The organism is Azospirillum sp. B506, assembly GCF_000333595.1.
Taxonomy (GTDB): domain Bacteria; phylum Pseudomonadota; class Alphaproteobacteria; order Azospirillales; family Azospirillaceae; genus Azospirillum.
Map to the genome: position 1 here is coordinate 1 of NZ_BADK01000735.1, position 22,340 is coordinate 22,340.

At 67.1% G+C, this 22,340-nt stretch carries 21 protein-coding genes and 1 pseudogene; 3 read left to right on the top strand and 19 right to left on the bottom strand.

The annotated features are described in order from the left end of the window. The 6 genes and pseudogenes from argC to I71_RS22565 all read right to left on the bottom strand — a co-directional run. Positions 1-399, bottom strand: a pseudogene (gene argC / locus I71_RS22540) (N-acetyl-gamma-glutamyl-phosphate reductase); the annotation flags it as partial. A gap of 133 nt (positions 400-532) precedes the next feature. Continuing rightward, positions 533-1,021, bottom strand: coding sequence for a 30S ribosomal protein S9 (rpsI, locus tag I71_RS22545; RefSeq protein WP_042698563.1), 489 nt, complete (start codon positions 1,019-1,021; stop codon positions 533-535). A gap of 2 nt (positions 1,022-1,023) precedes the next feature. After that, a complete protein-coding gene (gene rplM / locus I71_RS22550; RefSeq protein ID WP_042698566.1) occupies positions 1,024-1,488 on the bottom strand; it encodes a 50S ribosomal protein L13 in 465 nt (154 codons plus the stop codon). A 181-nt stretch (positions 1,489-1,669) separates the two neighbouring features. Further along, positions 1,670-2,125 (bottom strand): PaaI family thioesterase, encoded by a 456-nt coding sequence (locus tag I71_RS22555; protein WP_042698631.1) that lies wholly within the window; start codon positions 2,123-2,125, stop codon positions 1,670-1,672. 120 nt (positions 2,126-2,245) lie between these two features. After that, positions 2,246-3,052 (bottom strand): glycine zipper 2TM domain-containing protein, encoded by an 807-nt coding sequence (locus I71_RS22560; RefSeq protein ID WP_042698569.1) that lies wholly within the window; start codon positions 3,050-3,052, stop codon positions 2,246-2,248. A gap of 199 nt (positions 3,053-3,251) precedes the next feature. Further along, positions 3,252-4,013 (bottom strand): transporter substrate-binding domain-containing protein, encoded by a 762-nt coding sequence (locus I71_RS22565; RefSeq protein ID WP_244433992.1) that lies wholly within the window; start codon positions 4,011-4,013, stop codon positions 3,252-3,254. Positions 4,014-4,318: 305 nt separating this feature from the next. Here I71_RS22565 and I71_RS22570 point away from each other — a divergent pair, with 305 nt between their 5' ends. After that, a complete protein-coding gene (locus I71_RS22570; RefSeq protein ID WP_042698575.1) occupies positions 4,319-5,200 on the top strand; it encodes a 5'-nucleotidase, lipoprotein e(P4) family in 882 nt (293 codons plus the stop codon). A gap of 40 nt (positions 5,201-5,240) precedes the next feature. On the opposite strand, the gene I71_RS38910 is transcribed toward I71_RS22570, so the two are convergent. The 6 genes from I71_RS38910 to urtA form a co-directional block, all read right to left on the bottom strand. Next, entirely contained in the window at positions 5,241-5,393 is a 153-nt protein-coding gene (locus I71_RS38910; RefSeq protein ID WP_199902236.1) for a hypothetical protein, read from the bottom strand. 153 nt (positions 5,394-5,546) lie between these two features. Continuing rightward, positions 5,547-6,242, bottom strand: coding sequence for an urea ABC transporter ATP-binding subunit UrtE (gene urtE / locus I71_RS22575; RefSeq protein ID WP_012975460.1), 696 nt, complete (start codon positions 6,240-6,242; stop codon positions 5,547-5,549). A gap of 14 nt (positions 6,243-6,256) precedes the next feature. After that, the gene (gene urtD, locus I71_RS22580; RefSeq protein ID WP_042698578.1) at positions 6,257-7,003 is read right to left on the bottom strand and encodes an urea ABC transporter ATP-binding protein UrtD; all 747 of its coding nucleotides are present in this window, start codon (positions 7,001-7,003) and stop codon (positions 6,257-6,259) included. 3 nt (positions 7,004-7,006) lie between these two features. Then, positions 7,007-8,167 (bottom strand): urea ABC transporter permease subunit UrtC, encoded by a 1,161-nt coding sequence (urtC, locus tag I71_RS22585; RefSeq protein WP_042698581.1) that lies wholly within the window; start codon positions 8,165-8,167, stop codon positions 7,007-7,009. Positions 8,168-8,171: 4 nt separating this feature from the next. Then, positions 8,172-9,794, bottom strand: coding sequence for an urea ABC transporter permease subunit UrtB (gene urtB, locus I71_RS22590; RefSeq protein WP_042698584.1), 1,623 nt, complete (start codon positions 9,792-9,794; stop codon positions 8,172-8,174). Positions 9,795-9,931: 137 nt separating this feature from the next. Then, the gene (gene urtA / locus I71_RS22595; RefSeq protein WP_083897327.1) at positions 9,932-11,242 is read right to left on the bottom strand and encodes an urea ABC transporter substrate-binding protein; all 1,311 of its coding nucleotides are present in this window, start codon (positions 11,240-11,242) and stop codon (positions 9,932-9,934) included. A gap of 368 nt (positions 11,243-11,610) precedes the next feature. On the opposite strand from urtA, the gene I71_RS22600 reads away from it, so the two are divergent. Next, positions 11,611-13,137, top strand: coding sequence for a L,D-transpeptidase family protein (locus tag I71_RS22600; protein ID WP_042698587.1), 1,527 nt, complete (start codon positions 11,611-11,613; stop codon positions 13,135-13,137). A 39-nt stretch (positions 13,138-13,176) separates the two neighbouring features. Continuing rightward, entirely contained in the window at positions 13,177-13,938 is a 762-nt protein-coding gene (locus I71_RS22605) for a class I SAM-dependent methyltransferase (RefSeq protein ID WP_042698590.1), read from the top strand. Between the two features lie 26 nt (positions 13,939-13,964). On the opposite strand, the gene I71_RS22610 is transcribed toward I71_RS22605, so the two are convergent. From I71_RS22610 to I71_RS22640, 7 genes are all read right to left on the bottom strand, one after another. Beyond that, positions 13,965-14,192, bottom strand: a complete 228-nt coding sequence (locus I71_RS22610) for a formate dehydrogenase subunit delta (protein WP_042698593.1) — start codon at positions 14,190-14,192, stop codon at positions 13,965-13,967. A gap of 24 nt (positions 14,193-14,216) precedes the next feature. Then, positions 14,217-15,059, bottom strand: coding sequence for a formate dehydrogenase accessory sulfurtransferase FdhD (gene fdhD, locus I71_RS22615; RefSeq protein ID WP_148294332.1), 843 nt, complete (start codon positions 15,057-15,059; stop codon positions 14,217-14,219). A gap of 20 nt (positions 15,060-15,079) precedes the next feature. Further along, the gene (gene fdhF / locus I71_RS22620) at positions 15,080-17,935 is read right to left on the bottom strand and encodes a formate dehydrogenase subunit alpha (protein ID WP_042698596.1); all 2,856 of its coding nucleotides are present in this window, start codon (positions 17,933-17,935) and stop codon (positions 15,080-15,082) included. Between the two features lie 24 nt (positions 17,936-17,959). Continuing rightward, entirely contained in the window at positions 17,960-19,540 is a 1,581-nt protein-coding gene (locus tag I71_RS22625; protein WP_042698599.1) for an NADH-quinone oxidoreductase subunit NuoF, read from the bottom strand. After that, on the bottom strand, positions 19,537-20,073 hold the full coding sequence (locus tag I71_RS22630) for a formate dehydrogenase subunit gamma (protein ID WP_083897328.1): 537 nt from the start codon (positions 20,071-20,073) through the stop codon (positions 19,537-19,539). Before I71_RS22630 ends, I71_RS22625 begins: the two co-directional genes overlap by 4 nt. A 189-nt stretch (positions 20,074-20,262) precedes the next feature. Next, positions 20,263-21,213: a LysR family transcriptional regulator gene (locus I71_RS22635; protein ID WP_042698603.1), complete on the bottom strand. Its 951-nt coding sequence runs from the start codon at positions 21,211-21,213 to the stop codon at positions 20,263-20,265. Positions 21,214-21,228: 15 nt separating this feature from the next. Then, positions 21,229-22,134: an SMP-30/gluconolactonase/LRE family protein gene (locus I71_RS22640; protein ID WP_042698606.1), complete on the bottom strand. Its 906-nt coding sequence runs from the start codon at positions 22,132-22,134 to the stop codon at positions 21,229-21,231. Positions 22,135-22,340: the final 206 nt, after the last annotated feature.

A 22,340-nucleotide genomic window follows, 5' to 3' on the forward strand; every position in this document is an offset into this window, starting at 1 on the left:
GGCGAGGCGCGGTGCTCTGCCCGTACAGGTGGCGTATTCGGCCGGATCGGTCAGGCGGAAGTCGGCGGACAGGTCGACCACCTTCAGCCCGCTCGGCAGGCCGGCGACCACCTCCTGCGTCGTGCCGTGCGGCAGGGCGCAGAAAATGAAGTCGAGGTTGTCCCACTTCAGATCATCGATCTTCACCAGATCGGGCAGGCCATAGCCACCCAGATGCGGGAACACCTCCGCCATCGGCTTGCCGGCCTGTCGTTCGGCGGTCAGCGCGCTGATCTCGACGTTCGGGTGGCGCAGAAGCATGCGCACCAGTTCGGCGCCGGTGTAACCGGAGGCGCCAAGGATGCCGACGCGGATCTTCGAACCGCTGGAGGTGCTGCCCGGAATGCTGATCGAGGCCATGGAACCGATGTCCTTCGCTTGACGGGAGGAACGTTGACGTTTGGGTAGCTGTGACGGTGAGGGCAAAAAGAAAGGGGCGCCCCTTTCGGGACGCCCCTCGCTTGTACCGTAAAGCAGCAGGTCCGTGTAGGGATTAGCGCTTCGAGAACTGGAAGCTGCGGCGGGCCTTGGCGCGGCCGTACTTCTTACGCTCGACCGTACGGGCATCGCGGGTCAGGAAGCCGGCGGCCTTCAACGGCGGGCGCAGGGCCGGCTCGAAGTAGGTCAGCGCCTTGGAGATGCCGTGACGGACGGCACCGGCCTGGCCCGACAGACCGCCCCCGGCGACGGTGGCGACCACGTCGAACTGCTCCGAACGCTCGGTCACGCCGAACGGCTGGGCGATCATCATGCGCAGAACCGGACGGGCGAAGTAGACCGACTGGTCGCGGCCGTTCACGGTGACCTTGCCGGTGCCCGGCTTGATCCACACGCGGGCGACGGCGTCCTTGCGCTTGCCGGTGGCGTAGGCGCGGCCCTGGGCGTCCAGCTTCGGAGCTGCAAGCTCCTCGGTGACGGTCGCGGTGGCGGCGGCGCCCGTCAGTTCCTTGAGGCTGGAGAGGGTGGTGGTGACCTGAGCCATGCTTACGCGCTCCGCTTATTCTTCGGGTTCAGGGCGCCGACGTCGAGGACGACCGGCTGCTGCGCATCGTGCGGATGCGTGGCGCCCTTGTAGACCTTGAGGTGGGTCATCTGCTGGCGGCCGAGCGGACCGCGCGGAACCATGCGCTCCACGGCCTTCTCGATCACGCGCTCCGGATACTTGCCGTCCAGGATCTGGCCCTTGGAACGGCCCTTGATCCCGCCCGGATAACCGGTGTGCCAGTAGAAGATGTCGGCGTCGCGCTTGTTGCCGGTCAGCTTCACCTTCTCCGCATTGATGACGACGATGTTGTCGCCGCAATCCATGTGGGGGGTGTAGGTCGGCTTGTTCTTGCCACGCAGGATGTTCGCCAGGATGCTGGCAAGCCGCCCGAGAACGAGGCCGTCGGCATCGACGACGTACCACTTCTTCTCGATCTCGGTCGGCTTCAGATTGAAGGTCTTCATCGCCACACTCGTTTCTTCGAATACGGATCGGCAGGCCGCCGATACCGGGGCGCCGAAGCGGACGGTTTTCTACGGGGCGGGGAAGCCTCTGTCAACGGAAAAATTTTCTTTTGATATCAATTGGTTACAATCACGGTAATTAGATACCGTTTTGCTAAAGCCGTTGATATTAAATGATTTTTTATCGAGCATCATCGGTACGGTAATGAGATACCGCAACGGTGACAGGGTCGTGGGGCGGGATGGAGTAGGTTCCGGTCACATGCGCGACCGGCTCCGGATCGCCTTCGGAGAACAGCAGAATCTCGCCATAAGCCAGCCGCTTGCCCAGCTTCAGGACGCGCGCCTCGGCGACGATGGCAACGGGGGGAGGACGGCGCAGAAAATTGATGGTCATGCTGGTGGTCACCGCCAGCTCGACCCGGCCGATCAGACTAAGCACCGCGCCATAGAGCGCCACGTCGGCCAGCCCGAACATCGCCGGGCCGGTGACGGTGCCGCCGGGACGGACGAAATCGTCCTTGTAGGGCAGCCGCAGGCGAATCGTGCCGGCCCCCAGGCTTTCCACCACGATACCGAAGTTCCCGACCAGGGGAACTCCCTCACGGATCAGTTCCTCCAGCTCCTGCCTGGTCATGGCCGGCCTGGAGCCCGGAGCGGAGGCGGATGTATCGGCGGCAGACATGGTTCCTCGTCCGGCGATCTTGATTGGATCACCGGACTGTGCGCCACCCCGTCCATTCGGACAAGTATGGAGCTACTCGGCCGGCTTCGGCTCTGCGACGGCCGCGGGTGCCGGGGCGGCAGGCTCCGGTGTCGTCGCGGGAGCGGGAGCGGCCGGGGCAGGCGCGACGGAAGGAGCGATGTCGGTGGGCGCCGTCAGACTGACCGGACCGCCGCTGCTGGCGGGCTGCGCCGGGACGGTCGCGGACTGCTCGGCCGGAGCGGCGGCGGCCGGCGCAGCTTCGGCGGGTGGAGCGAGTGGCACCGCCTTGATGTCCGATTTCGGAGACTCGGATTTCGGGGCTTCCGACTTTGATGCTTCCGACTTGGGAGCATCGGTTTTGGCGCCATCGGTTTTGGCCGGTTCCGGATCCGCGGGCGTGGAATAGTCGGGCACGATTCGGGCTTGGCTGCCGGTGATGACCAGAACCTTCTGGCCGATGGGCAGCGGCTGCGGCTCCTTCTGGGTCAGCGACAACAGCTCCCCGTTCGATTTGCGGACGATGTATTCCCAGCCGGTGGTGTCGCCGGCGATATGCTCCATCGCCGTGCCCAGCAGCCCGCCGATCGCCGTACCGCCGACCGTGCCGAGCGCTGCATTCATGCCGCCGCTGCCCACCTGCGCGCCCAGGATGCCGCCGGCCGCACCGCCGCTGACGGCGCCGACCGTGCCGTTGGCGCTGATCGCGACCTGACGGAAGCCGACGACAACGCCCGGCTCGACCTTGTTGGCCTGCTGCACCGCGCTGGAGGCGTAGGTGTTGGGAGAATAGTCGGAGGTGCAGCCCGCAAGAGCGCCGACAACGACGATGAACAGGCAGAGAGAGACCGATCGGAGCACGGGCGAACCATCCGTTTTTAAACCCGCCCAGTTTCTTACGGCAAAGTCCCCCGGCTCGTCACCGGGCAAAATCCGGACGGGACGGGAATGCTGCATTGCAGCAAGCAGATGGCGGCCCGGCGCCCGGTAGCCGGGCGGAGGCGGCGGACAGAAGGCATCCCGCCCGCCGCCTCCGCGCCGCCCGCAACCCGTAAGCCCCTTACTGCATGGCGGCGTCGAGCTTGGCCTTCCAAAGGCCGCTGGACAGCGCCTTGGTCATCCACGCATCGACGGCCTGCTTCAGCTCCGGATCCTTGCGCAGCAGATAGGCGTTCTCGAAATGGGTGAAGGGGGTGGCCACCGAAACGGCGCAGAGAACGCCGGGATTCAGCTTCGCCTGCATGTCGACTTCGATGCCGTCGGTGACCATGATGTCGGCCTTGTCGGCGGCGATCTGCGCGTGAATGGTCTTGTTGTCGGGCCAGACCTCGATCGGCGCCTTGGTGAAGGTGGCGCGGGCGAATTTCTCGTTGGTCCCGCCGGGGTTGACGATGACGCGGGTGGTCGGCTGGTCGATCTTCTCGACGGTCGTGAACTTGTCCTTGTCGGCGCAGCGCGCGATCGGACGCTTGCCGTCGCTGACGTTGGAAACGGAGAAGTCGCCAACGGCGGCGCGGTCGGGATTGACGGTGATGCCGCCCAGCGCGATGTCGAACTTCTCGGCCTTGAAATCCTCCATCAGCGTCTTCCAGCTGGTCTGGACGAACTCGGCCCGGACGCCCAGCGTCGAAGCCAGATCCTTCGCCATCTCGATGTCGGCCCCCACCAGCCCACCGTCGGCGCCCTTGTAGCTGAAGGGCTTGTAATCACCGGTCGTGCCTATCCTGACGACACCGGCCTGTTTGATCGTCTGAAGCACGCCGTCCGCGGCCCAGGCCGCCGGAACCGCGGAGACGGCAACGGTGGCGGTGGTGGCGAGCATCGCGGCCGCCGTCAAAAATGCCCTCATCCTGAACCCCTGTCGTTGATCGTTTCTATCGTTCTTCGCCATGGCCTGACGGCCAGCCGACACTCCCCATCGGGAGTGCAGCAGTATGCAGCTGAAGGCGCCGAATGCACGGCCAGAAAATGCCGCTCGAACCGGAGTTCGTGCCAAATTCCGTGGTGGATGGCTGCGCCGCCGGGCGGTGAGCCGCCACGGTGACGCAAGCGTCACAGGACCGTCGCCAAGCCCCCGAATCTGTGCTTCGATGACGGTTCCATGACACTTGATGGATGGGTGTGTCGATGCGCATTTCCGCCTGTTCCGGACACTGGTCGCTGCTGTCCGGTGCGGTTGCCCTCTCCTTGCTGGCCGGGCCTGCCCTGGCGGCCGATCCTGCTCCCCAGGGGTCGGTGCCGCAGAGCGATCTGCTGAATGCCGAGCTGTGGATGCAGCGGTCGGTGGAATACAAGGCGAACGCGCTGGCCGTCTATGCGCTGGGCAAGATCCAGCTGGACAAGGCGCTGGCCGACAAGAATTGGACCGCGGCGACCGAGCAGACCGGCAATTACCAGGATCTGCCGCCGGCCGTGGTGCTGGATCTGGACGAGACGGCGATGGACAACTCCGCCTATCAGGCCGGGCTGGTCACCACGAACGGCGAGTTCTCGTCCAAGACCTGGGACGCCTGGGTGAAGGCGGAGAAGGCGACGGCGGTTCCGGGTGCGGTGGAGTTCACCCAATATGCCGAATCGAAGGGCGTGAAGGTCTTCTACGTCACCAACCGCAACGCCGACCAGGAGGAGCCGACCCGCCGCAACGCACAGGCGCTGGGCTTCCCGATGGGCGGCAACGTCGACACCTTCCTGATGTCCAAGGAAAAGCCGGACTGGGGCTCGGCGAAGGGCACGCGCCGCGCCTACATCGCCAAGGATTACCGGATCGTCCTGCTGTTCGGTGACAATTTCGGCGACTTCAGCGACGCCTACAACGGCAGCGAGGCCGAACGGCTCAAGGCGTTCGAGGCGGTGAAGGAGCATTTCGGGCGCGACTGGCTGATGCTGGCCAATCCCGGATACGGCTCGTTCGAGAGCGCGCCCTACGGTCACAATTTCAAACTGTCGGCGGACGAGAAGCGGGCCAAGAAGATCGGCGCGCTGGAACCCTGGGTGGCGCCGGCCCAGTAATGGTTTGAGGGCCGATGGTGTGAAGAGGGGGTGCGCCGGATTAGAAGATCAGGCGCACCGCCTCCACGATCACCACCCACGGCGTGCCGATCATCACCGTCCAAACCAGCAGGCGCGGCAACCCACGCATCTTGCGCACCTTCGGCTCGACGGAGGGGATGGCCTCGAACGAGGCAGCGTTGTAGATCGACATGACCTGCGGCTCCGTGAGCAAGATGGCGTTGACGTCATCTTGCAGTTTGGATCCTTAACGACCTTTAAAGAGCGCCGCCCGCGAAGTCGTCGCTTGTGATGTACCGCGTCGGATAGGTCATACCTCCAATGGAGTGGCGAGGAGCAGCGGCGGTCAGACCGTCAGGTATTTGCGCACCTCCTGCTCGTCCAGGCCGCTGCGCGGGCCGGACAGCATCACCTCGCCGCGCTCCATCACCACCCAGTCGTCGGCGAGGTCGCGGGCGAAGTCGAAATACTGCTCGACCAGCAGGATCGCCATGGTGCCCTTGTCGCGCAGGTAGGAGATGGCGCGGCCGATGTCCTTGATGATGGAGGGTTGGATGCCCTCGGTCGGCTCGTCCAGCACCAGCAGGCGCGGACGGGTCACCAGAGCGCGGCCGATGGCAAGCTGCTGCTGCTGGCCGCCCGACAGGTCGCCGCCGCGGCGCTCCAGCATGGATTTCAGCACCGGGAACAGCTCGAACACCTCGTCGGGGATCGAGCGCTGGGCACGCGGAAGCGGGGCATAGCCGGTCAGCAGGTTTTCCCGCACCGTCAGCAGCGGGAAGATCTCGCGGCCCTGCGGCACATAGGCGATGCCGCGCCGCGCGCGGTCGGCCGGCGCCATCTTCGTCACGTCGGCGCCGTCCCAGCCGATGGAGCCGCCGGACACCGGCTTCAGCCCGACGATGGCGCGCAGCAAGCTGGACTTGCCGACACCGTTGCGGCCGACCAGACAGGTGACCTTGCCGATTTCGGCCTTCATGGAAACGCCGCGCAGGGCCTGGGCGGCGCCGTAATGCAGATCGAGGGAACGAACGTCCAACATCATGCGGTCTCCCGTCAGCGGCCGAGATAGGTGTCGATGACCTGTTGGTTCGCGCTGACCGCGTCCAGCGAGCCTTCGGCAAGGACCGAGCCTTCGGCCAGCACGGTGACCTTGACGCCGAGCGCGCGGACGAAGCTCATGTCATGCTCCACCACGATCACCGAATGCTTGCCGGCGATGCTGCACAGCAGTTCGGCGGTCTGCTCGGTCTCGGCGTCGGTCATGCCCGCCACCGGCTCGTCGACCAACAGCAGCTTCGGGTCCTGGGCCAGCAGCATGCCGATCTCCAGCCATTGCTTCTGCCCGTGCGACAGGCTGCCGGCCTGCCGGCTGCGCAGGGCCGACAGGCGGGTGATGTCGAGGATCTCCTCGATACGGCTGCGATCGTCGCGGCTGATGGCGTAGGTCAGCGTCTTCAACGGCCGGCGCGGCGCCTTCAGCGCCAGTTCCAGATTGTCCCACACCGTGTGCGGCTCGAAGACGGTCGGGCGCTGGAACTTGCGGCCGATGCCAAGATTGGCGATGGCCGCCTCGCGCAGGCGGGTCAGGTCGGTGCCGCCCTCGAACAGGATGGTGCCGGTGTCGGGGCGGGTCTTGCCGGTGATGACGTCCATCATCGTCGTCTTGCCGGCGCCGTTGGGGCCGATGATCGCCCGCATCTCGCCGGGCATCATCACCAGCGACAGGCTGTTCAGCGCCTTGAAGCCGTCGAAGCTGACCGACACGCCGTCGAGATAGAGAAGGGTCGATTCCGCGCTCATGGGTCAGGCTCCCTTCTGGTCGGCAGTGTGGTTTGCGGGTTGGACATTGGGAAGGGCGGCGGTCTTGCGGCCAGGCAGCTTGGCTTTCAGCTGCCCGCCCAGCCCGAGCAGCCCCTTCGGCAGGAACAGGGTGACCGCCACGAACAGGCCGCCCAACGCGAACAGCCACAGCTCCGGCAGGGCACCCGTGAAATAGCTCTTGCCCATATTGACCAGAACCGCCCCCAGGATGGCGCCGGCCAGCGTGCCGCGCCCGCCGACGGCCACCCAGATCACCGCCTCGATCGAGCTGGCCGGGGCGAATTCCGATGGGTTGATGATGCCGACCTGCGGAACGTAGAGGGCGCCGGCCACGCCGGCCATGCAGGCCGACAGGGTCCAGGCGAACAGCTTGTAGCTCTCGGTGTCGTAGCCCATGAAGCGCACCCGGCTCTCGGCGTCGCGCAGCGCCACCAGCACCTTGCCCAGCTTCGAGGCGATGACGCCGGACGCGATCATGTAGGAGAGCGCCAGCGCCGCCACCGTCGCCACGAACAGCGCGACGCGGGTGGTGTCGGCCTGGATGTCGTAGCCGAGAATGTCCTTGAAGTCGGTCAGGCCGTTGTTGCCGCCGAAGCCCATGTCGTTGCGGAAAAAGGCCAGCAGCAGGGCGAAGGTCAGCGCCTGGGTGATGATCGACAGGTAGACGCCGGTGACGCGGCTGCGGAAGGCGAACCAGCCGAAGGCGAAGGCCAGCGCGCCCGGCACCACCAGCACCATGATGGCGGCGAACCAGAACTGGTCGAAGCCGAGCCAGTACCAGGGCAGCTCCTTCCAGTTCAGGAAAACCATGAAGTCGGGCAGGACCGGGTTGCCGTAGACGCCACGCGGGCCGATCTGCCGCATCAGGTACATGCCCATGGCATAGCCGCCGATCGCGAAGAAGGCGGCATGGCCGAGTGACAGGATGCCGCAATAGCCCCACACCAGATCGAGCGCCAGCGCCAGCAGCGCGAAGCACAGATATTTGCCCAGCAGCGAGACGGTGAAGACCGACAGGTGGAAGGGCGAATCCGCCGGCACCCACAGCGTCATCACCGGGACGGCGACCGCCAGGATGGCGAGGATCGTCAGCACGATCCCGGCCTTGCGGTCCAGGCCCATCAGGAAAAAGCGCAGCAGCATCGGATCAGACCTCCACCGCGCGGCCCTTCAGCGCGAACAGGCCGCGCGGACGCCGTTGGATGAACAGGATGATGAAGATCAGCACCAGGATCTTGCCCAGCACCGCCCCGGCATAGGGTTCGAGGAACTTGTTCATGGTCCCCAGCGTCAGCGCGCCGACCAGCGTGCCCCACAGGTTGCCCACACCGCCGAACACCACCACCATGAAGCTGTCGAGGATGTAGCCCTGGCCGAGGTTCGGGCTGACATTGTCGATCTGGCTCAGCGCAACCCCGGCCAGACCGGCAATGCCGGAGCCAAGACCGAAGGTCAGCGCGTCGACCCGGGCGGTGCGGATGCCCATGGCGTTGGCCATCGGCCGGTTCTGCGTCACCGCCCGGATCGACAGGCCGAACCAGGTGCGTTTCAACGCCACCAGCAGGGCCGCGAAGACGGCGAAGGCGAAGATGACGATCCACAGCCGGCCGTAGGTGATGGTCAGACCGCCGAGTTCGAAGGCGCCGGACATCCAGCTCGGCGCGCCGACCTCGCGGTTGGTCGGGCCGAAGATCGAGCGCACCGCCTGCTGGAGCGCCAGCGACAGGCCCCAGGTGGCGAGCAGCGTTTCCAGCGGACGGCCATAGAGCCAGCGGATCACGCTGCGCTCGATGACAATGCCGACGCCACCGGACACGAGGAAGGCGGCGGGCAGCGCCACCAGGATCGACAGGTCGAACAGGCCGGGGGCATGGGCGCGGAAGAACTCCTGCACCAGGAAGGTGGTGTAGGCGCCGATCATCACCATTTCGCCATGGGCCATGTTGATGACGCCCATCACGCCGAAGGTGACGGCCAGCCCGATGGCGGCCAGCAGCAGCACCGACCCCAGCGACAGCCCGTACCAGAGATTCTGCAGCGCGGCCCAGAAGGCCAGCTTCTGCTCCAGGGTGGAGACGGCGGCGGCAGCCGACCTTTTGGTGGTGTCGGACGCACCGGAGCCGGCGACCATGTTCAGCAGCACCAGCGCGTCGCGGTCACCGCGGGCGGTCAGCGTATCGGTCGCCGCCTGGATTTCGGCGTCGGTCATCTTCGACGCCGCCTCGCCGGTCAGCAGGATGGCGGCCCGCGCCTGCTCCATGGCGGCGCGCACGCCCTTGTCCTGCTCCTTGGCGATGGCGGCGGTCAGCGTCTCCAGCGCGGAGGCATCGCGGCTCTTGAACACCGCGTCGGCGGCGGAGCGGCGGACGCCGGCATCGCTGCTCATCAGAGTGAGGGCACCCAGCGAGGCGCTGATGGCGCGGCGCAGCGAATTGTTGATGCGGATCTTCTCGACCGCGGCGGCCGGCGCATCGCCCAACGCGGCGCGGGTCAACGGGTCGGTCAGGGTGAAGGCGTCGCCGGCCTTGCGGGCGATCACGACGGTGCCGTCGGCCTTGCGGACATAGAGGTCGCCGGCCTGGAGCGCCTCGATCACCGGCACGGCGGCCGGGTCGCCGGCCTCCGACAGTTGCACCAGGGCCTTTTCGGTTCCGGAATAGCCGCCGCTGCCCAGGGCCTGGACAAGCGGGCGGAGATCGGCGGCATAGACGGCGGTCGATGTGGCGACCACCACACAGACGGCCATCAGCCAGCGGAGAGCGCGTCGCATCGGGAGTCCTTCGGTGCAGGGGGCTGGAAACGCGAAACGCTTGCCCTCGACCCTCCCCCGCCCGGCGGGAAAGGGGAAAGGGCAAGCGTCGCAACCATTCAGGTCAGAAAGGACGGGTCAGAGAGAGAACCCTGCCCTCACGACCCCTTGCCGCCGCACTTGCCGGTCTTCACGTTGAAGTTGCCGCAGGACATCGGCTTGCGCCAATCGGCGATCAGGTCCTTGCTGTCCGGCAGATAGTCCGACCACTCGTCGCCCGGGACGAGGCCCGAGGTCTTGGAGACGACGTCGAACTGGCCGTTCTCCTGCACTTCGCCGATCAGCACCGGCTTGGTGATGTGGTGGTTCGGCAGCATCGCCGAATAGCCGCCGGTCAGGTTGGGCACGGCCACGCCGACCATGGCGTCGATCACCTTGTCCGGATCGGTGGTGCCGGCCGCCTCGACCGCCTTAACCCACATGTTGAAGCCGATATAGTGGGCTTCCATCGGGTCGTTGGTGACGCGCTTGTCGTTCTTGGTGAAGGCCTTCCATTCCTTGATGAACTCGGCGTTCGCCGGGGTCTCGACGGACTGGAAGTAGTTCCAGGCGGCCAGATGGCCGAGCAGCGGCTTGGTGTCGATGCCGGCCAGCTCTTCCTCGCCGACCGAGAAGGCGACCACCGGGATGTCCTGGGCCTTCACGCCCTGGTTGCCCAGTTCCTTGTAGAAGGGAACGTTGGCGTCGCCGTTGATGGTGGAGACCACCGCGGTCTTCTTGCCGGCCGACCCGAACTTCTTGATGTCCGCCACGATCGACTGCCAGTCGGAATGACCGAACGGCGTGTAGTTGATCATGATGTCTTCGGGCTTGACGCCCTTGCTCTTCAGATAGGCTTCGAGGATCTTGTTGGTCGTGCGCGGATAGACGTAGTCGGTGCCGGCCAGCACCCAGCGCTGGACCTTTTCCTTCTGCATCAGATAGTCGACGGCCGGGATCGCCTGCTGGTTCGGGGCGGCGCCGGTGTAGAAGACGTTGCGCGAGGACTCCTCGCCCTCATACTGGACCGGGTAGAAGAGGATGTTGTTCAGCTCCTCGAACACCGGCAGCACCGACTTGCGGCTGACCGAGGTCCAGCAGCCGAACACGGCCGAGACCTTGTCCTTGCTGATCAGTTCGCGCGCCTTTTCAGCGAACAGCGGCCAGTTGGAGGCGGGATCAACCACCACCGGCTCCAGCTTCTTGCCCAGCAGGCCGCCCTTCTTGTTCTGGTCGTCGATCAGCATCAGCATGACGTCCTTGAGCGTCGTCTCGCTGATCGCCATCGTCCCGGACAGGGAGTGCAGGATGCCCACCTTGATGGTGTCGTCCGCCGCCTGGGCGGGCATCGCGAAGGACGCCATCGCGCCCATGGCCAGACCGGCCAGCGCGCTGATCCCGAAGCTCGACGTCAGATGCTTGGTCCGCATGAAGTTGCCCCCTTCCTGTTGGCGCCCCGTTCGATCCGGGGCTTGGCCACATCGTCGGAAGAAAGGCTACCGCGCATGCGAAAGGCGGTATCTACGTCAAATGACACATACGGCTATGGCCCAGGCTTCACGGCCGCCTTTGCAGCATTACCTCTTGCGGCGTTTCGGAATAAATCGGTCGCCACAGCGTCCAACCAGTGGACGAGCGCGTGTAACGGACACATCTCTGGACGGGTGAGACGGCGATGCAAGGGAGCAACAGTGTGAACAGCAGGGCTGTCGTCACCAAATGTCGCTTGCGATTCGCGGGAGGCTTGTCGAAGGTTGCAGCGTTCGATCCTTTCCGTTCACGTTCCGGTCCCGCCGCCATGCATGACATCCGTCGCCCGATCTCCCGCCGCTCCGCCACCCTCTGCATGGTCGGCGGGCTGATCGGCATCGTCCTGAGCGGCCCGGCGCTTGCCGCGGCGGCGAAGGAGGCCGTGCATGCCGCCCAGCCGCCGCTGATCGCCGGCTGGGCCGCGACGCTGGAGCAGCGCGCGCTGGAACTGCAGAACGCGCCCAAGGTTCAGGCCACCCGCATCGGCTATGGCGCCGTCGTCAAGAAGGGTGACGGCGGCATGGTCGAAAGCGTGGCTCCGGCAATGGACGTGCCCCCTGCAGACATCCAGCAGGCGCAGGCGCAGGCCCCCACCCTGCCCGGCCTCGCGCCCATCGAGCCGGCCCCGCCGGTGGTCATCAGCGTGCGCTCGCCGCTGGCAGACCGCGTCGGCAAGCTGTCGCGCCGCCTGATCGAGCTGGGCTTCCTGCCCGCCGACAAGTGGACCGACAGCTTCAACGACGATGTCGAGACCGCCGTCCGCGCCTTCCAGCTCTCCGAGGGGCTGCAGCCCGACGGCAAGGTCGGCGAGGTGACGCGCCAGGCGATGGACCGCACCCCGGCGCAGACCGTGGCGCTTCTGCGCCGCGCCGCCGCAGCGATGCGGGCACAGCAGGCCTCCATTCCCGAAACCACCATCCTGGTCAATCTGCCCGGCCAGTCCGTCACCCTGATCGAGCATGGCCGCCCGAGCTTCACCATGCGGGCGGTGGTCGGCCGGCCGTCGCGCAAGACGCCGCTGCTGCAGGACAAGGTGACCAGCGTCACCATCAACCCGACCTGGACCGTGCCGCCGACGGTGCTGAGCGAGGACAAGCTGCCGGCCCTGCGCAAGAAGGGCACCACCGGCATCAAGAACGCCGCCGTCTATCTGGACGGGTCTGAGGTGGTCAACACCCAGTCGGTCAACTGGTGGTCGGTCGACCCCGGCCGCGTCCGCATCGTCCAGAGGCCGGGCGACGACAATGCGCTGGGTCGCTTCCGCTTCAACCTGACCAACGGCGACGGCATCTTCCTGCACGGGACCAACGACCCGCGCCTGTTCAGCCGCGACCTGCGCGCCGCCAGCTCTGGCTGCGTGCGGCTGGAGGATGCCCGGATGATGGCGGAGACGCTGCTGGGTGCGGCGAAGATGACGCCGGCCAGCATCGGCCAGCAGCTCGATACCGGGGAGACCAAGACGATCCGTCTGCCGAACGCCATTCCCGTGCGCTTCGTCTACTGGAACGCCTCGGTCGATACCGCCGGCGTGGTGCGCGTCCATCCTGACATCTACGAGGATCCGCCCACCCTGGCAACGCCGTCGGGCCAGTCGGGCTCGGCGGCCCCGGCCATGTCGGCGAACCCGGTTGGCACTCCGCCATCGGCCAACCCGGTGACGCCGGTATCGACGCCGCGCCCGCTGTCGAAGCCGGCGCCGCTGCCGGTGCCGCCCACCGCCCATGCGCCGACGCCCCTGTCCTCCGCCTCCATCCCGGCGCCGGCCAAGCCGCTACCGACATCGACCGGGATGTAAGGATCGGTTTCTAAGCCACCAGGAAGGTTGGAGGTCGATATGCCGGTTCACCACTCTTCCAGCGGCTATGAAACGGGTGCCAGGGCCTATGTCCAAGGCCGTCCAGGCTACCCGGACGAAGCCACAACATGGCTTCGCGACGTGCTCGGCGTCGGTCCTGGCCGTAAGGTCCTGGAGGTCGGCGCCGGAACCGGCAAATTCACCGCGGTGCTGAAGGGCTGCGGCGGCGAGATCGCCGCCGTCGAACCGGTCGCGGGCATGCGCGAGCAGCTCGTTCCGGCCTTTCCCGACATCACCGTCCTGGCCGGGAATGCAGAGTCCATCCCTCTGCCCGACACTTCCGTCGATGCGGTGGTCTGTGCGCAGGCCTTCCACTGGTTCGCCACCGCCGCCGCCTTGCAGGAAATGCGAAGGGTTTTGAAACCGGGCGGCACATTGGGGCTGATCTGGAATGTCCGCGACGAACGCACGCCCTGGGTCGCGGCACTGACCGCCATCACCGACCCCCGGGAGGGTGACACGCCGCGCTATCGGACCGGCGACTGGCGCCGGGTCTTCCCCGCGCCAGGTTTCGACGCCATCGATGAGCGTCGCGTCCGCCATGCCCATGTCGGCAGCCCGGACGACGTCATCGTCAAGCGGACGATGTCGGTCAGCTTCATCGCGGCGCTGCCACCCGAGCAGCAGGCGGAAGTCGAGCGGGACACCCGCGCATTGATCGCCGGGACGCCCGAACTGGCGGACCGCGCCGAGATCGCCTTTCCCTACGAAACGGTCATGTTCGCCTTCCGCAAGGTCTGACGGCTCCCGGCCACGGCCGTTTCACGTCACCGTGCCTGGAGCACCCCGACCGCACCGCGCGCGACCTCGTGCAGGTCGGCGGCACCGCCGGACTGGACATGGGCGAACAGGCCGGCGCGCATGCGCGGATCCCAGAATTTGCGGATGTGGGTTGCGGTTTCCGTCACCGCCTCGTCATGCGGGTAGGTGGCGAAATGGACGGCGATCTGGTTCGCCATCCGGACCAGATCCTTGGCGTGGTTCGTGTGGCTCATCGGTGTCTCCGGATTGGGTTGGTATCAACGGAACAGGATGACGGTGTCGCGACGCGACAGGGCACCCAAGGTCAGGTTGGCGTTGCGCGCCAGTTCGAGCGCCAGCGCCGTCGGCGCCGAGATGGTCGCCAGCAGCGGGATGCCCACAGCGGCGGTCTTCTGCACCAGCTCGAAGCTGCAGCGGCTGGTCATCACCACGAAGCCGGTGGCAGGGTCGGCGCCCGAGCGGACGACGGCGCCGATCAGCTTGTCCAGCGCGTTGTGGCGGCCGACATCCTCGAGCGCCAGACGGATGGTGCCGTCGGGCGCACACCACGCGGCGGCATGGACCGAGCGGTTGGCCCGGTTCATCGGCTGGTGGTCGGGCAGAGCACGGAAGGCGGCGGCTACGGCGGCCGGCTCGACCGCCAGCGAAGTTTCGATCTTGCGGGGCTCCCGAACGGCGTGGACAAGACTGTCCACGCCGCACAGGCCACAGCCGCTCCGCCCCTCCATGGAGCGGCTGCGCAGACTTCCGCGCAGGAGACGCAGGGGATCGACCGTCAGGTTGACGACGAAGCCCAGCGGCGTTTCCCGCACGGCGATGGTCTCGATGTCGGCGGCGGTCCCGACGATCTCCTCGGCCAGGCTGAAGCCCAGCGCGAAATCCTCCAGATCGGCGGGGGTCGCCATCATCACGGCGTGGGACCGGCCGTTGTATTCGAAAGCGACCGCGGTTTCCTCCGGCACCTGCCATTCGACGTCCGCGCCCTCCTCCACCCCGACACCGGCAGAGAAGCCGGTGCCGGTGACGGCGATGGAGCACATCGCCGTGGAGAGCGGGGAGTTGTCGTCCGGACGGATGGACCCAGAAGGCATCGCGGTCATGCTTCCCACTCCTCAGGCCGTCACTCGGCGGCGATCACGTTGGCGGCGGCGATGCGCTTGCGCTCGACGTCGTTCTTCGCATAGTCAACCTGCCAATCCGACGGTTGGTTGCTGCGGGCGACCTGCACCGCCGTCACCTTGTATTCGGGGCAGTTGGTCGCCCAGTCCGAATTCTCGGTGGTGATGACGTTGGCACCGGTCACCGGGTGGTGGAAGGTGGTGTAGACGACGCCGGCCGGCATGCGGTCGGAGATGACGGCACGCAGCGTGGTCGCCCCCATGCGGCTGGCGAGCGACACCATGTCGCCGTCCTTGACGCCGCGGATCTCGGCGTCCACCGGGTTGATCTCCAGCACATCCTCGGGATGCCAGGCGACGTTGGCGGTGCGGCGGGTCTGAGCACCGACATTGTAATGGGCGAGGATGCGGCCGGTGGTCAGCACCAGCGGATACATCCGCGTCGTCCGCTCGTCGGTCGGCACATATTCGGTGATCACGAAGCGGCCGAGACCGCGGGCAAAGCTCTCGCCATGCATGATCGCCATGCCGGTGTCGTCGTCCTCGAAGCCGGTGCAGGGCCACTGGACGCTGCCGACGCGGTCGAGCTTCTCGAAGCTGACGCCGCGGAAGGTCGGGGTCAGCCGGGCAATCTCGTCCATGATCTCGGCCGTGGTCTCGTAGTGCATCGGGTAGCCCATCGCCGTCGCCAGCGCACAGGCGACCCAATGCTCGTCCTTGCCGACCTTCGACGGCATCGCCTTGCGGACGCGGTTGATGCGGCGCTCGGCGTTGGTGAAGGTGCCGTCCTTCTCCAGGAAGGAGGTGCCGGGGAAGAAGACGTGGGCGAAGGCCGCCGTCTCGTTCAGGAACAGGTCCTGGACGATGACGATGTCCAGCGATTCCAGGGCCGAGGTGACATGGTTGGTGTTCGGATCGGACTGGACGATGTCCTCGCCCTGCACGAACAGGCCGCGGAAGCTGCCGTCATGCGCGCTGTCGAACATGTTGGGGATGCGCAGGCCGGGCTCCGGATCCAACGTGACACCCCAGGCGGCCTCGAACTCCTGGCGGACGGCGTCGTCCGAGACATGGCGGTAGCCCGGCAGCTCGTGCGGGAAGGACCCCATGTCGCAGGACCCCTGCACGTTGTTCTGACCGCGCAACGGGTTCACGCCGACGCCCTCGCGGCCGATGTTGCCGGTCGCCATCGCCAGGTTGGCGATCGCCATCACCGTGCTGGAACCCTGGCTGTGCTCGGTCACGCCCAGGCCGTAATAGATCGCGGCGTTGCCGCCGGTGGCATAGAGGCGGGCGGCGGCGCGGACCTGATCGGCCGGGACGCCGGTGCGCGATTCCAGGTACTCCGGCGAGTTGCGGTGCTCGGCGATGAACGCCTCCCACTTCGCGAACTCCTTGGGATCGCAACGGCCCTCGACGAAGGCGCGGTTGACCAGCCCCTCGGTGACGATGACGTGGGCGATGGCGTTCACCACGGCGACGTTGGTGCCGGGCTGGAGCTGGAGATGGTATTCGGCCTGGACGTGCGGGCTGCGCACCAGATCGATGCGGCGCGGATCGACGACGATCAGCTTGGCCCCGGCGCGCAGGCGCTTCTTCATGCGCGAACCGAACACCGGATGCCCGTCGGTCGGGTTGGCGCCGATGACCAGGATGACGTCGGACTTGTCGACGCTCTTGAAATCCTGGGTGCCGGCCGAGGTGCCGAAGGTCTGCGACAGGCCGTAGCCGGTCGGCGAATGGCAGACGCGGGCGCAGGTGTCGATGTTGTTGGTGCCGAAGGCGGCCCGGATCATCTTCTGGACGACATAGACCTCTTCGTTCGTGCAGCGCGACGAGGTGATGCCGCCGATGGAGCCGCGGCCATACTTGGCCTGCACCGCCTTCAGCCGCTCGGCGGCGTAGGCGATCGCCTCCTCCCACGACACCTCGCGCCACGGGTCGGTGATCCGCTCGCGCACCATCGGCTTCATGATGCGGTCCTTGTGGGTGGCGTAGCCCCAGGCGAAGCGGCCCTTGACGCAGCTATGCCCCTCGTTGGCACCGCCGTCCTTCCACGGGGTCATGCGCACCACCGTGGTGCCCTGCAGTTCCGCCTTGAAGGAGCACCCCACCCCGCAATAGGCGCAGGTGGTGATGACGCTGTGCTCGGGCTGGCCGTGCTCGATGATCGACTTCTCGGTCAGGGTCGCGGTCGGGCAGGCCTGGACGCAGGCGCCGCAGGACACGCACTCGCTGTCCATGAAGCTTTCCTTGGCGCCCGGCGACACCGACGAGGCGAAGCCGCGTCCGTCGATGGTCAGCGCGAAGGTGCCCTGGGTTTCCTGGCAGGCGCGGACGCAGCGCGAGCAGACGATGCACTTGGAGGCGTCGAAGGTGAAGTAGGGGTTGCTCTCGTCCTTCGCGGCGGCGCGGTGGTTTTCGCCGTCGAAACCGTACCGCACGTTGCGCAGACCGACGGCGCCAGCCATGTCCTGCAACTCGCAGTCACCGTTGGCGGCGCAGGTCAGGCAGTCCAGCGGGTGGTCGGAGATGTACAGCTCCATGACGCCGCGGCGCAGCTTGGCCAGCTTGTCGGTCTGGGTGTGGACCTTCATGCCGGGGGCGACGGGGGTGGTGCAGGACGCCGGGGTGCCGCGGCGCCCCTCGATCTCCACCGCACAGAGGCGGCAGGAGCCGAAAGGCTCCAGGCTGTCGGTCGCGCACAGCTTCGGCACGGTGATGCCGGCGTCCATCGCGGCGCGCATCACGGAGGTGCCTTCGGGGACCGTGATGCTGCGGCCGTCGATCTCCAGCGTCACCAGGGTCTCGGAGACGCGGGCCGGGGTGCCGTAGTCGGTCTCGTGGATGAGGGTCATCTCGGGTGCTCCTGGGGTCGCTCGTTATTCGGCGGCGATGTGGGTGACTCGGACGGCGTGCTGCTTCTTGCGGAAGTCTTCCGGGAAGTGCTTCACCGCGCTGCGCACCGGATAGGGCGTCATGCCGCCCATGGCGCAGAGCGAGCCGTCCACCATCACGTCGCAGAGATCGGCAAGCAGTTCGAGGTTCGCATCGACATTCTTGCCGGCGATGATCTTGTCCAGCGTCTCCATGCCGCGGGTCGAGCCGATGCGGCAGGGGGTGCATTTGCCGCAGGACTCGGCGACGCAGAACTCCATGGCGAAGCGGGCCTGCTGGGCCATGTCGACGCTGTCGTCGAAGACGACGATGCCGCCATGGCCGACCATCGCCTCCTGCGCGGCGAAGGCCTCGTAATCCTTCGGCAGGTCGAACTGCGAGGGCGGCAGATAGGCGCCGAGCGGACCGCCGACCTGCACGGCACGGATCGGCCGGCCGGTGATGGTGCCGCCGCCATACTCGTACAGCAGCTCGTGCAGGGTGATGCCGAAGGCCTTCTCGACGATTCCGCCATTCTTGATGTTGCCGGCGAGCTGGAACGGCAGCGTGCCGCGCGACCGGCCGACCCCGAAATCGCGGTAATAGTCGCCGCCCTTGTCGAGGATGATCGGCACCGAGCAGAGCGACAGCACGTTGTTGACCACGGTCGGCTTGCCGAACAGGCCTTCCAGCGCCGGCAGCGGCGGCTTGGCGCGCACCATGCCGCGCTTGCCCTCCAGGCTTTCCAGCATCGCGGTCTCTTCGCCGCAGATGTAGGCGCCGGCGCCGACACGGACGTCGAGGTGGAAGGTGCGGTTGGTGCCGTGGATGTTGTCGCCGAGCCAGCCCTCGTCATAGGCGAGCTTGATGGCATGGCGCAGGGTCGCCGTGGCGTGCGGGTATTCCGAGCGCATGTAGACGTAGCCGGAAGTCGCGCCCACCGCGATGGCGGCGATGGTCATGCCCTCGATCAGGCAGAAGGGATCGCCTTCGATGATCATGCGGTCGGCGAAGGTGCCGCTGTCACCCTCGTCGGCGTTGCAGCAGACGAACTTCTCGTCCGCCTTGGCCTGCATCACCGTGTTCCACTTGATGCCGGTGGGGAAGCCGGCGCCGCCGCGGCCGCGCAGGCCGCTGTCGGTCACCATCTTGACGATCTCCGCCTGGGACATCGCCAGCGCGTTCTCCAGCCCGCGGAAGCCGCCATGGGCGCGGTAATCCTCGACCGACAGCGGGTCGATGATGCCGCAGCGGGCGAAGGTGAGCCGTTCCTGCTTCTTGAAATAGGGGATTTCCTCGGTCAGGCCGTGGCCCAGCGCATGCTCCCCGCCGGTCAGGAAGCCGGCATCGAACAGGCCGGACACGTCGGCCGGAGTGACCGGGCCGTAGGCGACGCGGCCTTCCGGGGTCTCCACCTCGACCAGCGGTTCCAGATAGAGCATGCCGCGCGAGCCGTTGCGGACGATGCGCAGCGGCAGGTCGCGCTTGGCAGCCTCGGCCCGGATGGCGGCGGCGACCGCATCGGCGCCGACCGACAGGGCGGCGGAGTCGCGCGGGACGAAGACGGTGATCAGATGGCCGCTCATTGGGCGTGCCCCTTGTGGGAGTGGCTGAGAGCGCGGGGGATCTGGTTGTGGGCGTGCGGGTTGGCCCGCGTCTCGGCCGCCAGCTCGTCGAAGCGGTCGGGCGAGACCCGGCCATGCAGGTTCTCGTCGATCATGACGGCGGGCGACAGAGCGCAGTTGCCCAGGCAGAAGACCGGCTCCAGCGTGAAGGCGCCGTCGGCGGTGGTGCCGTGGAAATCGACCTGCAGGCGCTTCTTGATGTGGTCGACCAGAGCGTTGGCGCCCATCGACTGGCAGGCCTCGGCCCGGCAGACCTTGATGGTGTGGCGGCCGGGCTTCTCGCGGCGGAATTCGTGATAGAAGGAGACCACGCCATGCACGTCGGCGCGCGAGAGGTTCAGCGCCGTCGCCAGCAGGGGGATGGCTTCCTCGTCGATATAGCCGAACTCTTCCTGCAGGGCGTGGAGGATCGGCAGCAGGGCGCCGCGCAGATGCCGATTGTCTTCGACAATCGTCATGGCGCGCTCAGCGCTCCACGGATGGCAAGCGTTCACGGGTATCCCTCCTTGCGATCGTCCGCGCCGCTCTTGAGGTCGGCGTCGTTCTGGCTTGGCTCTGTTGGTTTTTTTCCGGACGTCTCTCGGCGCCCGGCATCATCAGAGTGGCTGAGGATACGGTATGCCAGCAAATTGTATTTTCCGATGGGCTGATAGCTTTTGGCTATCAAGCGCAAGTCCGCCGGTTCAGCGGAGCGCCAGCCGCCAGGGGATCATGGCGTCGGCGACGCCGATGGCGACGCGCTGGGCGATGTCGGCATCGGCTGCCGCCACCGCCAGCGCCTTGGCCAGCGGCGAGGGCGGGTCGCGGTCGGCATAGGCCAGCCCGACGACATGGCTCAGGTCGGGATCGACCAGCGGCAGGGCGACGATGTCCGGGTGCGGCGGCACGAAGGTCAGCAGCTGGCCCGGAACGATGCTGGCGCAGGTGCCGGCGCGGACGATGGTGTAGAGGGTGACGATGGAGTTGGTCTCCATCGCCGGCTCCACCTTGCGGCCGGTCATGCGGAAGGCGGTGTCGGCAATGCGGCGGTTCTGCATGTCCGGCGTCAGCAGGCAGAGCCGCAGGCCGGCCGCCGTCTCCCACGGCACCGCCCCCTGGGCGATCAGCTCCTCCGCCAGATCGGCGCGGCGGGCCAGCAGGTGATAGCGCTCGGTGTAGAGCGGCAGGGTGCGGACGTTGTTCAGCGGCTCGTTGTCGAGATAGGTGATGGCGGCGTCGAGTTCGAACTCGTCGAGGCCGCGCTGGATCTCGCGCGAACTGAGCGAGACGACGCTGGAGCGGATGTGCGGAAAGCGGGTGGTGAAGGGCGTCAGCACATGCGGCACCGCCGGCAATGCTGTGGGGATGGCGCCGAGCCGCAGATGGCCGGTGACGCCCTGGGCCAGCGCCAGAAGCTCGTGGCGCAGGTTGTCGCGCTCGCCGACGATGCGGCGGGCGTATTCGAGAACCTTCAGCCCCTCCGCCGTGAAGCCCTCGAACTTCTGGCCGCGCTCGACGATGGGGACCTGAAGCTCCTCCTCCAGCTGGCGGATGGCGTTGGAGAGGGTCGGTTGCGAGACGTGGCAGCTTTCCGCCGCGCGGCCGAAATGCTTCTCGCGCGCCAGGGCCAGCAGATAGATGAACTTGCGGAACATGCCCCCTCCCCTGGCTCAGGCGTCCGGATCGAAGGGCGGAACCGGCAGGCCCGGCACATCGACAGTCATGGCGAACAGGCCGCCGGACTGCGGCAGCCGCTCCAGCTCCTCGGCCGGGCGGCCGGCGCTGGCGGTGGTGACGTAGAGCGTGCGCAGGTCGGGACCGCCGAAGGCCACCATGGTCGGGCAGCGCGCCGGCAGCGGGTGTTCCGACAGCAGCGCTCCCTCCGGCGAGAAGCGCGCGACCCGCCCGCCCTCATACAGCGCCGACCAGTAGCAGCCCTCGGCATCCACCGCCGCCCCGTCCGGCCGGCCGCGGTCGCCGTCCTTCGGCTCCAGCCGGAAAAAGACCTCGCCGTCCGAGACGGCGCCGGTCGCCGGGTCGTAGCGGTAGCGGCGCACGGTGAAGGTCGGGGTGTCGGCGTGATAGAGCGTCCGCCCGTCCGGGCTGAAGGCCAGCCCGTTGGAGGTCAGCAGCCCGCCGGCCAGCACCGCCAGCCCGCGGCGGTCATAGCGGTAGAGATGCGCCTTGCCGCCGGCCTTCGGCTCGTCCAGCGTGCCGGCGAGATAGCGGCCGGCGGGATCGGTCTTGCCGTCGTTGAAGCGGCTGGCGCCCTGGTCCTCCGGATTGGCGGCGAGGCAGGTCACCGGCCGCCCCTCCCCGTCCAGCTGCCACAGGCCGGAGCGCAGGCCGGCGATGAAGCCGCCGCCCTTGCGCGGGGCGACGCAGCCGATCTCCTCCGGCAAGGCCATCGCACGGGCTGCGCCGGTGGCGGGATCGAAGCGGTTCAGCGCCTTGCCCTTGATGTCGACCCAATAGAGCGCCTGCTCGTCCACCGACCAGACCGGCCCCTCCCCCAGCTTGGCACGGGCATCGAGCACGCAGGTGAAGGCTGGGGGAAAGGCGGGGCCGGCGGTCATCGCGTGATCCTCAAGGGTTCGAACGGACCCGCAGGGTCGGACAGTTCGGCCGCCCGATCAAGCGCGCTGGTGGAGCCGTGCCGGTGGGACCGGCCGCAGCGGCCGCATCCGGCGGCGGGATGGAACGGCGTGGAACGTTTTCCGGCGGCTGTTCCATCGTCCGGGCGGCATCCGGCCGGCCCTCAACCGGCGCCAGGAGAACGCGC

Excerpts from the sequence above, each read along its gene's own strand:
- urtC (WP_042698581.1), bottom strand. The coding sequence starts at position 8,167 with ATGCTGCTGCGCTTTTTCCTGATGGGCCTGGACCGCAAGGCCGGGATC.
- urtB (WP_042698584.1), bottom strand. The coding sequence starts at position 9,794 with ATGCGACGCGCTCTCCGCTGGCTGATGGCCGTCTGTGTGGTGGTCGCC.
- rpsI (WP_042698563.1), bottom strand. The coding sequence starts at position 1,021 with ATGGCTCAGGTCACCACCACCCTCTCCAGCCTCAAGGAACTGACGGGC.
- I71_RS22555 (WP_042698631.1), bottom strand. The coding sequence starts at position 2,125 with ATGACCAGGCAGGAGCTGGAGGAACTGATCCGTGAGGGAGTTCCCCTG.
- I71_RS22565 (WP_244433992.1), bottom strand. The coding sequence starts at position 4,013 with ATGCTCGCCACCACCGCCACCGTTGCCGTCTCCGCGGTTCCGGCGGCC.
- rplM (WP_042698566.1), bottom strand. The coding sequence starts at position 1,488 with ATGAAGACCTTCAATCTGAAGCCGACCGAGATCGAGAAGAAGTGGTAC.
- I71_RS22610 (WP_042698593.1), bottom strand. The coding sequence starts at position 14,192 with ATGAGCCACACGAACCACGCCAAGGATCTGGTCCGGATGGCGAACCAG.
- fdhF (WP_042698596.1), bottom strand. The coding sequence starts at position 17,935 with ATGACCCTCATCCACGAGACCGACTACGGCACCCCGGCCCGCGTCTCC.
- I71_RS22625 (WP_042698599.1), bottom strand. The coding sequence starts at position 19,540 with ATGAGCGGCCATCTGATCACCGTCTTCGTCCCGCGCGACTCCGCCGCC.
- I71_RS22600 (WP_042698587.1), top strand. The coding sequence starts at position 11,611 with ATGCATGACATCCGTCGCCCGATCTCCCGCCGCTCCGCCACCCTCTGC.
- I71_RS22640 (WP_042698606.1), bottom strand. The coding sequence starts at position 22,134 with ATGACCGCCGGCCCCGCCTTTCCCCCAGCCTTCACCTGCGTGCTCGAT.
- urtD (WP_042698578.1), bottom strand. The coding sequence starts at position 7,003 with ATGAGCGCGGAATCGACCCTTCTCTATCTCGACGGCGTGTCGGTCAGC.
- urtE (WP_012975460.1), bottom strand. The coding sequence starts at position 6,242 with ATGTTGGACGTTCGTTCCCTCGATCTGCATTACGGCGCCGCCCAGGCC.
- I71_RS22635 (WP_042698603.1), bottom strand. The coding sequence starts at position 21,213 with ATGTTCCGCAAGTTCATCTATCTGCTGGCCCTGGCGCGCGAGAAGCAT.
- I71_RS22605 (WP_042698590.1), top strand. The coding sequence starts at position 13,177 with ATGCCGGTTCACCACTCTTCCAGCGGCTATGAAACGGGTGCCAGGGCC.
- fdhD (WP_148294332.1), bottom strand. The coding sequence starts at position 15,059 with ATGACCGCGATGCCTTCTGGGTCCATCCGTCCGGACGACAACTCCCCG.
- I71_RS38910 (WP_199902236.1), bottom strand. The coding sequence starts at position 5,393 with ATGTCGATCTACAACGCTGCCTCGTTCGAGGCCATCCCCTCCGTCGAG.
- I71_RS22570 (WP_042698575.1), top strand. The coding sequence starts at position 4,319 with ATGCGCATTTCCGCCTGTTCCGGACACTGGTCGCTGCTGTCCGGTGCG.
- urtA (WP_083897327.1), bottom strand. The coding sequence starts at position 11,242 with ATGCGGACCAAGCATCTGACGTCGAGCTTCGGGATCAGCGCGCTGGCC.